General features: G+C 68.8%; 15 protein-coding genes, 1 pseudogene and 1 riboswitch. Of the genes and pseudogenes, 9 read left to right on the top strand and 7 right to left on the bottom strand.

What is annotated here, in order from left to right:
- Positions 1-147: 147 nt before the first annotated feature.
- Complete coding sequence (gene ruvB, locus BJP32_RS06440) at positions 148-1,179, top strand: Holliday junction branch migration DNA helicase RuvB (protein WP_076223384.1); 1,032 nt, start codon at positions 148-150, stop codon at positions 1,177-1,179.
- 6 nt (positions 1,180-1,185) lie between these two features.
- Here ruvB and BJP32_RS06435 read toward each other — a convergent pair whose 3' ends face one another.
- On the bottom strand, positions 1,186-2,031 hold the full coding sequence (locus tag BJP32_RS06435) for a ribokinase (protein ID WP_076223382.1): 846 nt from the start codon (positions 2,029-2,031) through the stop codon (positions 1,186-1,188).
- Entirely contained in the window at positions 2,028-2,963 is a 936-nt protein-coding gene (locus BJP32_RS06430; RefSeq protein WP_076223380.1) for a nucleoside hydrolase, read from the bottom strand. Before BJP32_RS06430 ends, BJP32_RS06435 begins: the two co-directional genes overlap by 4 nt.
- Positions 2,964-3,076: 113 nt before the next feature.
- On the opposite strand from BJP32_RS06430, the gene BJP32_RS06425 reads away from it, so the two are divergent.
- Positions 3,077-3,748: a DsbA family oxidoreductase gene (locus tag BJP32_RS06425; RefSeq protein WP_076223378.1), complete on the top strand. Its 672-nt coding sequence runs from the start codon at positions 3,077-3,079 to the stop codon at positions 3,746-3,748.
- A gap of 110 nt (positions 3,749-3,858) precedes the next feature.
- Here BJP32_RS06425 and BJP32_RS17320 read toward each other — a convergent pair whose 3' ends face one another.
- On the bottom strand, positions 3,859-4,671 hold the full coding sequence (locus tag BJP32_RS17320; RefSeq protein WP_076223377.1) for a hypothetical protein: 813 nt from the start codon (positions 4,669-4,671) through the stop codon (positions 3,859-3,861).
- Between the two features lie 182 nt (positions 4,672-4,853).
- On the opposite strand from BJP32_RS17320, the gene BJP32_RS06415 reads away from it, so the two are divergent.
- Positions 4,854-5,843, top strand: coding sequence for a hypothetical protein (locus BJP32_RS06415; protein ID WP_076223375.1), 990 nt, complete (start codon positions 4,854-4,856; stop codon positions 5,841-5,843).
- Here the strand turns inward: BJP32_RS06415 and BJP32_RS17100 are convergent.
- Entirely contained in the window at positions 5,784-6,398 is a 615-nt protein-coding gene (locus tag BJP32_RS17100) for a sce7726 family protein (RefSeq protein WP_076223374.1), read from the bottom strand. The genes BJP32_RS06415 and BJP32_RS17100 overlap by 60 nt on opposite strands.
- Before the next feature lie 100 nt (positions 6,399-6,498).
- Entirely contained in the window at positions 6,499-8,406 is a 1,908-nt protein-coding gene (gene thiC / locus BJP32_RS06405; protein ID WP_233126754.1) for a phosphomethylpyrimidine synthase ThiC, read from the bottom strand.
- A gap of 69 nt (positions 8,407-8,475) precedes the next feature.
- Positions 8,476-8,585: riboswitch (TPP riboswitch) on the bottom strand.
- A 57-nt stretch (positions 8,586-8,642) separates the two neighbouring features.
- Here thiC and BJP32_RS06400 point away from each other — a divergent pair.
- From BJP32_RS06400 to BJP32_RS06390, 3 genes are all read left to right on the top strand, one after another.
- A complete protein-coding gene (locus BJP32_RS06400; protein ID WP_076223372.1) occupies positions 8,643-9,095 on the top strand; it encodes a GNAT family N-acetyltransferase in 453 nt (150 codons plus the stop codon).
- A gap of 225 nt (positions 9,096-9,320) precedes the next feature.
- A complete protein-coding gene (locus tag BJP32_RS06395; RefSeq protein ID WP_076223370.1) occupies positions 9,321-9,983 on the top strand; it encodes an aspartate/glutamate racemase family protein in 663 nt (220 codons plus the stop codon).
- A gap of 70 nt (positions 9,984-10,053) precedes the next feature.
- Complete coding sequence (locus tag BJP32_RS06390) at positions 10,054-11,400, top strand: Gfo/Idh/MocA family protein (RefSeq protein ID WP_076223368.1); 1,347 nt, start codon at positions 10,054-10,056, stop codon at positions 11,398-11,400.
- Between the two features lie 55 nt (positions 11,401-11,455).
- On the opposite strand, the gene BJP32_RS06385 is transcribed toward BJP32_RS06390, so the two are convergent.
- On the bottom strand, positions 11,456-11,740 hold the full coding sequence (locus BJP32_RS06385) for a hypothetical protein (RefSeq protein ID WP_003163879.1): 285 nt from the start codon (positions 11,738-11,740) through the stop codon (positions 11,456-11,458).
- Between the two features lie 93 nt (positions 11,741-11,833).
- Here BJP32_RS06385 and BJP32_RS06380 point away from each other — a divergent pair, with 93 nt between their 5' ends.
- Genes BJP32_RS06380 through BJP32_RS06370 form a run of 3 tightly spaced genes read left to right on the top strand, consistent with a single transcriptional unit; the run spans position 11,834 to position 13,590 of the window.
- Complete coding sequence (locus BJP32_RS06380; protein ID WP_076223366.1) at positions 11,834-12,592, top strand: ribonuclease; 759 nt, start codon at positions 11,834-11,836, stop codon at positions 12,590-12,592.
- Between the two features lie 47 nt (positions 12,593-12,639).
- Positions 12,640-13,023: a hypothetical protein gene (locus BJP32_RS06375; RefSeq protein WP_003163882.1), complete on the top strand. Its 384-nt coding sequence runs from the start codon at positions 12,640-12,642 to the stop codon at positions 13,021-13,023.
- 21 nt (positions 13,024-13,044) lie between these two features.
- Positions 13,045-13,590 (top strand): hypothetical protein, encoded by a 546-nt coding sequence (locus BJP32_RS06370; protein ID WP_076223365.1) that lies wholly within the window; start codon positions 13,045-13,047, stop codon positions 13,588-13,590.
- 18 nt (positions 13,591-13,608) lie between these two features.
- Here BJP32_RS06370 and BJP32_RS17315 read toward each other — a convergent pair.
- Positions 13,609-14,257, bottom strand: a pseudogene (locus BJP32_RS17315) (hypothetical protein); the annotation flags it as partial.

Here is a 14,257-nt window from a genome sequence, read left to right as displayed (position 1 = left end):
CTTGAGGGGAGAAGGTGGGCGCCGCAGGCGCTCGGATGAGGGTGCTGTTTCCGCGCGCTCTTCCAGCAGTCGTTCAGCTTGCCGCCAGCCTCACCCTCATCCGTCTTGCTCCGCAAGCCACCTTCTCCCCTCAAGGGAGAAGGCGAAATGACTGACGACCGCATCATCTCGCCTGCCCCTGCGCCCGGCGAGCAGCACGACCGCGCCCTGCGGCCCCAGACCCTGTCCGAGTTCGTCGGCCAGTCGGCGGCCAAGGGCAATCTGAAGGTCTTCATCGACGCCGCCCGCGCCCGCTCCGAGGCGCTGGACCACGTCCTGCTGTTCGGTCCTCCGGGGCTAGGCAAGACGACCCTGGCGCAAATCGTGGCGCGCGAACTGGGCGTGGGCTTCCGCGCCACCTCCGGCCCCATCCTGGCCAAGGCGGGCGACCTGGCGGCCATCCTGACCAACCTCGAACCGCGCGACGTCCTGTTCATCGACGAGATCCACCGCATGGCCCCGCAGGTGGAGGAGATCCTCTATCCGGCGATGGAGGACCATGTGCTGGACCTGATCATCGGCGAGGGGCCTTCGGCGCGCAGCGTGCGCATCGACCTGGCGCCCTTCACCCTGGTCGGGGCGACGACGCGGGCGGGTTTGCTGGCCACGCCGCTGCGGGACCGTTTCGGCATTCCGCTGCGGCTGGAATTCTACACCCCCGAAGAGCTGACGGCCGTCATCCGCGGCGCGGCGCGCAAGATGGGCGCGGCCATCACCGAGGACGGGGCCATGGAGATCGCGCGCCGCGCGCGCGGCACGCCGCGCATCGCCGGACGGCTGCTGCGGCGGGTGCGGGATTTCGCCGATGCTGAAGGCGGCCCCATCGACCGGCTGGCCGCCGCGCGGGCGCTGGCGCGGCTGGAGGTGGACGAGGCCGGGCTGGACAGCCTGGACCGCCGCTTCCTCAAGGCCCTGATCGAGAACTACGGCGGCGGGCCGGTCGGCATGGACACCCTGGCCGCCGCCATCGCCGAGGCGCGCGACGCGGTCGAGGACGTGATCGAGCCCTATTTGCTGCAGCAGGGCTTCATCCAGCGCACGCCGCGCGGCCGCATGGCCTGCGCGCGCGCCTATGAGCATCTGGGCTTGGAGACGCCGCAGGCGCCGCCCGCCGCCGCGCCGGACCTGTTCGGGAAATAGAAGGCCCTACCCCGCCATCAGGGCCTCGACCTCGGCGCGGTCGCCCAGCGACGGCTGCGCCCCCGGCCGGGTCGCCGCCAGCGCCCCGGCGGCGCAGGCGAAGTGAAGCGCGGCGTCCGGCTCCATGCCCTCCAGCAGGGCCACGGCGATCGCCCCGACGAAGGCGTCGCCCGCCCCCACCGCGTCCACAGCCGTGATGCGCGGCGGCGTGGCCCAGGCCATCGCCACCCCGCGCCGATACATGACCGCCCCGCGCGCGCCCTTGGTCACGACCACCAGCCCGCCGCCGACGTGCAGGGCGTCGCCGTAGAAGGCGGCTTCCGTCTCATTGACCACCAGCAGGTCCGCGCGGCGCAGCAGGGCCTCCGACACCGGCGCGGCGGGCGCCAGGTTGACGCAGACGAAGTCCGTCGCCCGGCCCACCGCCGCCTCCACCGTCTCGATCGGCAGCTCCAGCTGGGCGATCAGCGGCGTCTCGATCCGGGCGGGCAGTTGCTCCGGCGTCACGAAGTGGTTGGCGCCGGCGGCCACGGTGATCTGGTTCTCGCCGGTCGGATCGACGGTGATCAGGGCCACGCCGGTCGGGGCGGCGAGGTCCGTCTCCACCCCCGACAGGTCGACGCCGTGGGCCAGCATCAGGGCCACCGCCGCGCCCGACATTTCATCATCGCCAACCCGGCCGATCAGCGAGACCTCGGCGCCCAGCCGACGCGCGGCCAGCGCCTGATTGGCGCCCTTGCCGCCGGGATGGCGCGACAGGGTCGCCCCCGTCACGGTCTCCCCCGGGGCAGGCAGGGACGGCGCCGCCGCCACAATATCCAGATTGATCGAGCCGACGACGGTGATCCTCATGCGCCTTCTCCCAAACGCTGGGTGATCAGGGCGAAGACCCCGGCCGCGTCGGCCTTCGTCGCCCAGAAATGGTTCGCCCCGGCCGCCTCGACACGGAACTCGACCGCTGTGTGGCCTCGGGTCAGGTCGCTTTCGGTCTCCACCGCGATGCGGCAGGGAGCCAGCTCGAACAGGTCAGGCCGCAACAGCCAGGCCACCGTGCAGGGGTCGTGCAGCGGCCCCGCATCCCAGCCCACGATCCGCCGCTCCACCCGCTGGGAGAAGCGCAGCATCGCCGCCGCCGTGCGGGCCGAGGCCGTGGGCAGGGCCTCGATCGCCGCGATCCTACCTTCCGTCGCCCGCACCTGATGGGTGGCGTCCAGCCCCATGACGATCATGCGGCAGCCCGAAGCGAAGACCTCGGCCGCCGCGTCCGGGTCGGCCCAGATGTTGAACTCGGCCGAGGCGGTGATGTTGCCGCCTTCCGAGCGCGCGCCGCCCATGACCACGACCGGCCCCAGATGCGCCGCCAGCGCCGGTTCGGCCCGCATGGCCAGCGCCAGATTGGTCATCGGCCCCATGACGGCCAGCGCCACGGCCCCCGCAGGCCGCGCCATCACCAGCCGCACGATGGCCTCAGCCGCCGTACCATCCGCCACAAGGGCGGCGGGCTCGAACGGGGTCAGGTCGCCCAGCCCCTCAGCCCCGTGGAACTCGCCCGCCCCGGCCGGCTCGCGGCGCAGGGGGCGCTCGGCGCCCGCGAACACCGGCACGTCCTCGCGCCCGGCGATCTGGCGCAGGATGCGGGCGTTGCGCGCGGTCTTTTCGGCGCTGACGTTGCCCCCGACCGTGGTCACGGCCAGCAGGTCGAGGTCAGCAGAGGCGAAGGCGGTCAGCAGCCCCGTGGCGTCATCCACGCCGGGGTCGCAATCAATGATCAGGCTCTGTTTCACTGATCCGGTGTGCCGGTTGGCAGGCCGTGAATCAATGCCCGGCGCGCCTTGCCTCCTCCCTTCGCGCGCCCATATGCTTCGTCACACACGCTGTTCCAGAAAGCCCCGCCGCCATGACCGACGCCGCCCCGCTCAAGCCGCTGAAGATCGACTTCGTCTCCGACGTCATGTGCCCGTGGTGCGCCGTGGGGCTGGGCGGGCTGGAGCAGGCGCTGGAACGGCTGCAGGGCGAAGGGATCGCCGCCGACATCGCCTTCCAGCCGTTCGAGCTGAACCCCGACATCGCCCCCGAGGGCGAGAACATGGGGGAGCACCTGGCCCGCAAATACGGCTCCACCCCCGAACAGTCGGCCGCCAACCGCGCCGCCATCACCGCCCGCGCCGCCGAGGTCGGGGTCGAGATGAACTTCCGCGACGACAGCCGCATGTGGAACACCTTCGACGCCCACCGCCTGCTGCACTGGGCCGGCCTGACGGCGCCGGACAGGCAGGCGGCGCTGAAACACGCCCTGTTCGGCGCCCACTTCACTGAGGGCCGCAACGTCTCGGACGCGGGCGTCCTGACCGAGGCGGCGCAGGCCGCCGGGCTGGACCGCGCCGAGGCCGCCGAGGTGCTGGCCTCCGGCCGCTATGTGCAGGAGGTGCGCACGGCGCAGGCCCTGTGGCGCGCGCGGGGAATCACCTCCGTCCCCGCCGTGGTGGTGGAGGACAAATATCTGATCTCCGGCGGCCAGCCGACGGAAGTCTTCGTCAACGCCCTGCGCGAGATCGCGGGCAAGGCGTAGTTTCCTTCTCCCCTTGCGGGAGAAGGTGGACGACGAAGCCGGACGGATGAGGGGGTGCGACGCCGTGTCCGCCCCATGTATCGGTCGGTGAGAGACCCCTCATCCGGCCCTTACGGGCCACCTTCTCCCACAAGGGGAGAAGGGGCGGAAAAAACAGAGTCCAATTCGTCTGAATCGTCTGAAATCACCGCCCTCTCTTCCGGCGCGAGGCGGGCGCTGAGGGCGTTGATGCGGGCCTCGACGGCTCGGCGGCCCGCGTGGTCGTCGGGGGCCAGACGGGCGGCGTCGCGGGCGACGGCGACGACCGCCTTCATGTCGGCTTCCAGCGTATCGAGCGGGTCAGGCCGGGGCGCCGGGCTGGGCGCAGGCGGCGAGCTTTCCGGCTCGGCGGCGGCCAGCAGGGCCGGGTCCGTCAGCGCCCGCCAGGTGCGCAGCCACGACGCCGCCTCGGCCGCCCGGCCGCGCCGCACCGCCCGGTTCAGCCGCATCAGGGCCTGAGCCGCCATCGCCGCCAGATCGGGGGCGTCCGCCGCCGCATCCTCGACCGGATAGTCTTCGTCAGGCCACGGGTCCGGGTCGCCCGCGTCGCAACGGCGCCAGCCCTCGCGCGCGGCGCGGGACCGCAGCGTCCCCAGCTTCAGCCCATAGCGGTCGCAAACGGCCTCGGCCGTATCCCCGGCCAGATAGTCACGCCGCGCCGCCGCCCAGGTCGCCTCGGAGCGGACGCGATAGCCGTCCCGCGGCGCCGGGTCTTCGTAGTAGTGGCCACGCCCGGCGTCATCCGTTTCGGTCCGCTCGGCGGTCGAGGGCCGCACATGATCGGGGATGTAGGTGGTGTCGCCGTACTCGTCCTGCTCCCACCGGCCGGAGGCGATAATGCGCGGCGCCTTCTCATGCCAGTCTTTCTCCCGCTCTTCGTTCATCGCGCCGCCTCCTGCCTGAAAGGCGGAGGATGGCGGACGGGTGCGTCAGGATCGGACGGGACTCCTGTTCATTCTCCCTTCGCCAAACGTAAGAGAAGCTCAAGAGAAGCGTTGCGGTTAGCCAAACGATTTCCCATATCGGCGTTCTTGCCGCATTTCGCGGCCCATAAAAAGGAAACGCTTTGGCCTATAGATACGTCCCATTGATCCGCAGCAAGGCTGGTGAAGCCACCGCTCTTGCAAACTTGCAACCAGCGACGAAGGCGCGTGTTTTTCCCGTCGTCCATCTCACGAGCAGCGTAGCAGAAAGCTTCGTGAACCGACTTGTTGCTGGCTGGGCAGGTCATGCGATAGCTATCGATGGCCTATTCAACTTCAGCGAAACTGGTTCCGCTGTCGATATGGTGAACGTTATCACCGATTTGCGTGCCGGCGGCGTACCCGCGCTGCCCTCCATCGAAATGGCCGCATCAACGGCTTACATCGCAGCAGCGCTTCCTCTCGCGGCTGCCTATGGTGCCGTTGTCAAAGTGCGTCTTGGAGACCTGCCCACCTTGATCGCTTGGTGTGCAGCTAATGGATTGCCCGCAAACCAGGTCGACATCATCCTCTGTGCGGGTCACCTGCCCGCGTTCGGGGCCGGGGTTATCGATCCTGTCGTGGTGAATGCGCTGCAAACCTTCCCTGGCGCTGGGACATGGCGGTCTGTGACCGTTGCATCGTCGGCAGCACCAAAAGATCATACTGGCTTGGCGCTAGGCCCCAATGTGGTCCCGCGTCTTGACTGGCAGCTCTGGCAGAACGTCCATGCTTCAGCTCCATTCAAAGTCGACTATGGTGACCACGGGATCGGCCACCCAGATATGACTGAGCCGCCAGGTGTGGCGATGGCAAGAGCGACCGTCAGTGCACGCTATACTCGCGACAACGACTGGCTTGTAATTAAAGGTCGGCCGACATCAGGATCTACGGGTCAACCAATGCGTGTTCAATATCAAGCTCACGCAAACACCTTCCGAGCGGATCCAGGTTTCGGCGGACTTGCGAGTTGCTGGGGGGATACGCGAGTACTGCACTTCGCATCACCGACCAACAGTTCCGGCAGTCGGACCTCATGGGTAGAGTTGAGCACCAATCGCCACATTGAGTTGGTTATCGATCGGCTGCCCTAGCCATCCCTGACGACGTTTGAGCGCGCTACGAACTTCCGAACGCAGCTCATCTAAGCTAAGCACTTCGCAGAGACGGCCGTGCAATTGCGCGGCCGTCTTACTTTTCCAACCAATAACCAATCCGTGCCTATCTAGCACTTCCAGAACTTCTTCTCGCCACAGCATTTGCGCGACAATCATCGGGTCATGCTTAGGATTCATCTTGGCGTCGCGTGATTTGCAAATGTGCACTTTGCTTCCCACTGACGTGGCTACATGAATGCCCCACCAATTAGGGATAACCTTGCGAGCTTCGCGAGAATGCTTCGAACCAACGACTAAGTGTACTCGATCGAAAAGACGGCTGTAGAGCTCAGCCTGTTGAGGGAGGCGCGCAAGGGTATCACGATCACTTTTGAGCTCGTACCCGACAAGCTCGCCATTGATTACAGCGATGTCTACTCGAACAGAGCCGGCCCAGACGCCCATTTCCTCGACAATGCGAGTATCACGGTCACCAGCGTGCTCGACAGCGAGTAATTCTCGCACAGCCATACGAACATCTGCGTCTCGCATCGTGCACCTCCCCCCGGCAGCGAATCCAACTTAGCGCACTACCCGGGCGCGCAGCGTGACGTATTGGACTCGGCTAAAAAGAAATCAAGCGGCACAGCACTCACACCTTCACCTCAATCTCCCCGCCCCCGGCCCTGAACTTCGCGCTCATCTCAGCCATGCCCGCCTCGGCGTCCGTCAGGCTGGCGCCCGCGTCGTTCTGGGCCTTGGCGGCGTCGCGGATGTCCTGGCTGATCTTCATGCTGCAGAATTTGGGGCCGCACATGGAGCAGAAGTGGGCGGTCTTGTGCGCCTCCTTCGGCAGGGTCTCGTCGTGGAATTTGCGGGCGGTCTCGGGGTCCAGGGAGAGGTTGAACTGGTCCTCCCAGCGGAACTCGAAGCGGGCTCTGGAGAGGGCGTCGTCGTGGGCGCGGGCGCCGGGGTGGCCCTTGGCCAGGTCGGCGGCGTGGGCGGCGATCTTGTAGGTGATGACGCCGTCCTTGACGTCCTGGCGATCGGGCAGGCCCAGATGCTCCTTGGGCGTGACGTAGCAGAGCATGGCCGTGCCGAACCAGCCGATCATGGCCGCGCCGATGGCCGATGTGATGTGGTCGTAGCCGGGGGCGATGTCGGTGGTCAGCGGGCCAAGCGTATAGAAGGGAGCCTCGTGGCAGTGCTTGAGCTGCTCATCCATGTTGGCCTTGATCTTGTGCATCGGCACGTGGCCGGGGCCTTCGATCATGACCTGGCAGCCCTTGGCCCAGGCGATCTTGGTCAGTTCGCCGAGGGTGCGCAGTTCGGCGAACTGAGCCTCGTCGTTGGCGTCGGCGATGGAGCCGGGGCGCAGGCCGTCGCCCAGCGAGAAGCTGACATCATAGGCGCGCATGATGTCGCAGATGTCCTCGAAGTGCTCGTAGAGGAAGCTCTCCTTGTGGTGGGCCAGGCACCACTTGGCCATGATGGAGCCGCCGCGCGAGACGATGCCCGTCACGCGCTTGGCCGTCATCGGCACGAAGGGCAGGCGCACGCCCGCGTGGATGGTGAAGTAGTCCACGCCCTGTTCCGCCTGTTCGATCAGGGTGTCGCGGAAGACTTCCCAGGTCAGATCCTCGGCGACGCCGTTCACCTTCTCCAGCGCCTGATAGATGGGGACGGTGCCGATGGGCACGGAGGAGTTGCGGATGATCCAGTCGCGGATGTTGTGGATGTTGCGGCCGGTCGACAGGTCCATGACGTTGTCGGCGCCCCAGCGGGTGGCCCAGACCAGCTTGTCGACCTCGTCATCGACGGACGAGAGGACGGCCGAGTTGCCGATGTTGGCGTTGATCTTCACCAGGAAGTTGCGGCCGATGATCATCGGCTCGACCTCGGGGTGGTTGATGTTGTGCGGGATGATGGCGCGGCCGCGGGCGATCTCCTGACGCACGAACTCGGGCGTGACGAAGTCGGGGATGGCGGCGCCGAAGTCTTCGCCGTCGCGGATGCAGGGGGCGGTCTGTTCGCGGCGCAGGTTCTCGCGGATGGCGACGTATTCCATCTCCGGCGTGATGATCCCGGCCCTGGCGTATTCGTACTGGGTGACCGGGCGGCCCTCGACGCCCTTGAAGACCTGATGGTTGGAGACGTCGAAGCGGGGGGCCAGGTGCTTGCCGCTGGCGTGGCCGTTGTCCTCGGGCTTGACCTCGCGCGGGTTCGCGACGGGGGCGATGTCGCCGCGATCCAGCTGCCAGCTGGATTTGACGCGCGGCAGGCCCTTCTTGATGTCGATGGTGACGGCCGGGTCGGTGTAGGGGCCGGACGAGTCATACATCGTCACCGGCGGCTCATTGGCGCTGGGGTGGACGGCGACTTCGCGGAAGGGGACGCGGATGTCGGGGAAGAGCTCGCCCGCCACATAGACCTTCTGACCGCCCGCGCGGGGGCCGGTGGGGATGCGGCCGTGCTCGGCGGCGACTTCCTTGCGGGCGTCGGCGAGGGCCAGATCGACCTGCGGCTCGTGCGGCTGTTCGTTGGAAACGTGGATATTCATTGTGGCGGCCTCCTGCGAGAAGAGGTCCGCCGGCGCGGTAGGAGCGCCCCCTACGCCGGACTTCGGGCGTCGAAAGCGGTGAACTCGTCCCTTCGCCGGCATGACCCGGATCAGGTTCGACGGGTCAGAGGAGAAACCTCAATCTCAGCCGCTCGATTGCGACCCCCCGGAGAACGGCGCGACCCTAGCCCCTTTCCCCTGCGGGTCAAGCCGCGGGGCGTGCTAGGGATCGGGACATGTTGACCATCCGCCCCTATCGCGCCGAGGATCGTGAGGCCTGCCTGACCCTGTTCGACGGCAATATGCCGCGCTTCTTCGATGAGAGCGAGCGCGAGGGATTTGTCGCCTGGCTGGACGACCAGGCCCTGCATTGGCCTTACCTAGTGATCGAGCGCGACGATCAGATCGTCGCCTGCGGCGGCCATGCCGTCCAGCCGGACGGCAGCAGCGTGGCGATGTGCTGGGGCATGGTGGGGAACGCCCTGCACGGCCAGGGTCTGGGCCGTGCGCTGACCGAGGCGCGGCTGGCGGCGGCGCGGGCGACGCCGGGCGTCCGACGCGTGGTGCTGGACACCGGCCCGCACACTCACAGCTTCTACGCCCGCTTCGGCTTCAAGACGGTGAAGGTCACGCCTGACGGTTATGCGCCCGGCATGGATCGCTGGGACATGGAACTGAAGCTGGATTGAGGGAGAGGGGGCGGCCCGGCTTCTCAGTCGGGGGGGCGTTAAGGCCGGGCCGCCGCAGACTTCGTCGGGGTTGGGGGGGGCGTCCGACGTGTCCGATTGCACAATCCCCGGCCGCGATGTTGGTTCCGCTGATTTTCGCGTGTTAACGCTCTTTGTCGAACAATAATCGTTTTTCCCGCTGCGCCCGGTTTACTTGGCGCGCGGCGGTTCAGCAGGATCGTAAACATGGCGCGCGTACTGGGCGTTCTGGGCGGCATGGGGCCCGCCGCGACAACAGCCTTTCTGGCGCGGGTGCAGGCGCTGACGCCGGCCGGGGCGGACGAAGACCATGTGCGCGTCATCGCCGACATCAACCCCCAGGTGCCCAATCGCCATACTCAGCCCGAGGCGGCGGGCCGGACGCTGGGCGAGATGGCGCGGGCGCTGAAGGCGGCGGGCGCGCAGGTGCTGGCCATGCCATGCAACACGGCCCACGCCCATGCGGGCGCCATCCGCGCGGCGGGCCTGCCCTTCATCGACATGATCGCCGAAACCGCGAAGGCGGCGGGCGCGACCGGGGCGCGGCGGGTCGGGGTGCTAGCCACCCCGGGCGCCGCCTTGCTGTACGCCGAGGCTCTGGCCGCCGAAGGGCTGGAGATGGTCGCCCCCTCCCCCGCCGAGCGCGAGCGGTTCATGCAGGTGGTGTTCGGGGTCAAGGCGGGCGACGTCGGCCCCGAACAGCGCGCAGCCATGCGCGATTTGGCGAAGGCGCTGATCGCGGCGGGGGCCGAGGCGGTGATCGGGGGCTGCACCGAGGTTCCGCTGCTGCTGGATCAGGGCGACGTGGACGCGCCGCTGATCGACTCGGCCGAGGTGCTGGCGCGGGCCTGCGTGGCGGCGTGCCGCTGACCGGCCGCTAGGCGAGGCGCCCGGCTTGGCCTAAGCGGAAGGCGACGCCGTTTCAGCAGGAGCCTTCATCATGGATCGCCGCGCCTTCATCGCCGCTTCGTCCGCCGCCGTCGCCGCCTCGACCCTGGCCGGACCGGCCCTGGCGCGGAACAACCGCTTGCAGATCGGGATCATCGGCACGGGGCTGCGGGCGCAGAGCCTGATGTCCATCCTGCTGAAGCGGGCCGATGTGGACATCGTCGCCCTGTGCGACATCGAGCCGCTGATGATCGCGCGGGCCAAGGGGATGATCGCCGCCGCCGGGAAGCCTGCGCCGCGCGCCTATGAAGGGGCGCCGGATCGGGCCTATCGCGACCTGCTGGCCCATCCGGGGCTGGACGCCGTCATCATCGCCACCCCGTGGGAATGGCACGCCCCCATGGCCATCGCGGCGATGGAGGCCAAGATCCCGGTCGGCTGCGAGGTGGTGGCGGGCGTCAGCCTTCAGGACCACTGGGACGTGCTGGAGGCGCACGAGCGGACCGGCACCCCCTATATGGTGCTGGAGAACGTCTGCTATCGCCGCGACGTGCTGGCGGTGCTGAACATGGTGCGCGCCGGGCTGTTCGGCGAACTGGTCCACCTGCAGGGCGGCTATCAGCACGACCTGCGTGCGGTGAAGTTCAACAGCGGCGATCCGCAGCAGCCCTATGGCGGCGGGGTCGAGTTCGGGCCGAAGGGCTGGTCCGAGGCGCGCTGGCGCACCTGGCATTCGGTCAACCGCAACGGGGAGCTTTACCCGTCGCACGGCATCGGGCCGATCGCCAACTGGATCGACCTGAACCGGGGCAACCGGATGACGACGCTGACGGCCTACGCCTCCAAGGCGCGGGGGCTGCACGCCTATGTGGTCGACAACGGCGAGGCCGATCATCCGAACGCCCAGGTGCAGTTCAAGCTGGGCGATGTGGTGACGACCTCGATCGGCTGCGCCAACGGCGAGACCCTGCTGCTGCAGCACGACACCAATCTGCCGCGGCCCTATTCGCTGGGCTTCCGGGTGCAGGGGGTGAAGGGGCTCTGGATGGATTTGAACAAGTCGGTCCACATCGAGGGCCGCAGCCCCGAGCACCAGTGGGAGGCGCAGGAGGCCTGGTTCGAGCAATACGACCACCCGCTGTGGAAGACCCACGCGGACACGGCGGCCGGGTCGGGGCACGGCGGCATGGACTTCTTCGTCATCCACGCCTTCGTCGAGGCGCTGAAGGCCAAGGCGGCGATGCCGCTGGACATCTATGACGCCGTGAGCTGGAGCGCGATCACCCCCCTGTCGGAACAGTCGATCGCCGAGGGCAATCGCACGGTGGACTTCCCCGACTTCACGCGCGGGGCGTGGCGCGAGCGCAAGCCGATCTTCGGCTTCGACGGCGTGTATTGAGGCCTCTCCCGCCCCCGTCACCCTCGGGACAAGCCCGAGGGTGACGGAGCAGAGGTCAGTTCTCCGACTTCCTGCCCATCAGGGGCGACAGCAGGCTGTTGACCTCGTCCATCTGGCCGTGGCCCTGGGCGGCGCGGTGCTCCAGTTCGTCGGCGCGGCGCTCAAGCGCGCGCGCGCGTTCGGCGCGCGGGTCGTCCTCGGGCACGGCGTGAAGGGCGGGACGACGGGCCTCCAGTTCGGCGATCAGCTCGTCGAAACGGGCCTGGTTCATGTTCTCGCCCTGCTCGAACAGGGCGATGGCTTCCTCCAGGGCGGCTTCAAAGGCGTCTTGATCGGGCATGGGCCTCATCCTCTTATGCTTACGCTTTCAATGAGCGGGGCCGTGCGCCGGTTCCGCCTTGGCCGCCGATCACGCAGGGTTTACGAGACCGCCATGCGCACCCTTTTCGCCTCCGCCGCCCTGATGGTCCTGCTGACCGCCTGCACCGTGTCGACGGAAGCGGCGCCGGAGCGAGCCGAGGTCGCGGGCGCCGTCTGCGACGTGCCGGACGACCTGCGCCCCGCCCGCCCCTATCGCATTCCGCAGGACGAGGTGGCGGCCGACGTGCCGGTCGCCTTCAACATGCTGGCGGTCAGCTGGTCGCCCCAGGCGTGCCGCAGCGGCAAGGACTATCCCGACGAACGCTATCAGTGCGCGGCCAATCAGTTCGGCCTGACCCTGCACGGGCTGTGGCCCAACGGCGCCGCTGACAAGCACCCGCGCTATTGCGCCGCGCCCGGCCCGGCCATCCCGGTCGAGACGGTGCGCGAGCATTTCTGCATGATCCCCTCGCCCAGCCTGCAACAGCATGAATGGGCGGCGCACGGCACCTGCGGCTGGGACAGCCCCGAGGCCTATTTCGAGCAGGCGGCGAAGATGTGGGACGGGCTGAACAAGCCCGATCTGGAGGCCATCCCCGCCCAGCGCCTGACCGCCGGGGCGATCCGCGACGCCTTCGTCGCCGCCAATCCGGGCTTCCCGCGCGACGGGGTGTTCATCGCCACCACCGACGGCTGGTTCCGCGAGGCGCGGCTCTGCTACTCCAAGGACTATCGGCCGATGCGCTGCCCGCGCGGCCTGGGCGCGCCGGACCGCGCGCGGCTGAAGCTGGCCCCGAAAGGGGTTCCGGACGGCGTGCAAACCGCCGGTTAACCAAAGCAGGCACAGGCTGCAGGGCTGCTGTTTCGCCCGAGGCCGTCATGTCGACCATGCTGACCCAGTCCCGCCGTCGTTCCAGCGACCATTTCCAGCCCGAGGACATGGAGCCGCAGGAGCAGCGCCGCCTGCGCGGCCTGCTGGAGCAGATCGACTACGCCGCCTATGTCGCCAACCGCGAACTGATCGGCCACGCCCTCGCCCAGGTCGACGTCGGCGCCTTTCAGAAGCTGGCCGTGCTGACGGCCCAGGCGCGGGCGCGCTGGGGCGCCGAGGCCGTGCGCCTGGCCGAATCCGGCGCCCCGGCCACCCCCGACCAGGTGGCCCGCCTGACCGCCGCCCGCACCGCCTATGACGAGCTGGCCGAGGCCTATGACGCCCTGCGCCGGATGGTGGAACGCGGTTATTTGCCCTTGCGCCAAGCGTGACCGTTCCCCTTATCCAGGGGCATGAAACGCCTGATCCCATCACTGGCAGCGGCGCTGCTTCTTTCCGGCTGCGGTTCTCAGGGTCGCGCTGACGATCCGCCAGCGGCCCGAGCCGACAATCCGGCGCTGACCGCCCTGTTCAACGCCGACCAGAAGGCGCGCAAGGACAATCATCTCGACCTGCTGGAAGCCATGGCCGACGCCGAACGCCTGGCCGAGACCAAGGCGATGCTGGGCCGTGGCGAGGTCCGATCCGGCCCCGACTACTACCGAGCGGCCTTTATCTTCCACCACAGTCGTGAGGCGGACGACATCCTGAAAGCCCATGTGCTGGCGACCGCTGCCCTGGCGCAAGGTCATCAAGACGCCGCCTGGATCGCTGCGGCGAGTCTGGACCGCTACCTGCAGGCGACGGAACGGCCGCAGATTTACGGGACGCAGTACATTCAGATCGACGCAGGGATGACGCGCGGCGCCTTTGATCCCGGCTTCATGCCCGACAGCGTGCGCCGCGACACCCGCGTGCCGCCGCTGGCCGAGCAGAAGGCGCCGCCGCTCGTACGCTAGATCAGTTCGGCCGCCAGATCAGTCCAGCTTCTGGGGCCGGGTGACGATGGGGGCGTTGGGGTCGGTCTGGGCCGGACGCGCCTGGGTCGGCGGCGGGCCTTCGACCTGGGCCGGGGCGTCCGGTTGGGACGCGGCGGGCGGCGTCACCACCACCACCGGCGCGGGAGGCGGCGTCGCGGGCGCCTGGGTTGCGGGCGCCTGGGCTGCGGGCGGCGCGGGGTTCGGTCGGGGCGACGGCGCGGGCGCTGGGCGCGGGGGCTGGGCCGAAGCGGCTCGCGTCGAAGGCGACGGGGCGCGGGCGGCCGGAGCGGCGGCGGGCGGCGTCTCGACCGCGACCGGAGCAGGCTGCAGCGTCGACGTTTCGAGCGGGACGGCGGGGGCCTCGATGGCGGGTTCCGTTGCGACGGCGGACGGCGGAGGCACGGCGTCTTCCGCGCCCGAACGGGCCCACAGCCAGACCGCCACGGGAACCAGGACCGCGGCGGCCGCCGCCCCAGCGTAGAGCGGCCAACGCGAACCGGGCTTGGGCGCAGGGGTCGCCACGGGCGCGGCGATCGTCTCGACCACCGGCGGCGCGGCGGGCGGGACGACGGGGGCCGGCGCCGCGGTCGGCGCGGCCGGAGCCGACGCGGCGGGCGTCGGGCTGGGCGCGGCTTGCAGCAGGGGG

The organism is Brevundimonas sp. ZS04, from assembly GCF_001956865.1.
Classification (GTDB): domain Bacteria; phylum Pseudomonadota; class Alphaproteobacteria; order Caulobacterales; family Caulobacteraceae; genus Brevundimonas; species Brevundimonas diminuta.
The sequence above is the reverse complement of the archived record's forward strand: the minus strand, read 5'-3'. Positions and strand labels throughout refer to the sequence as shown.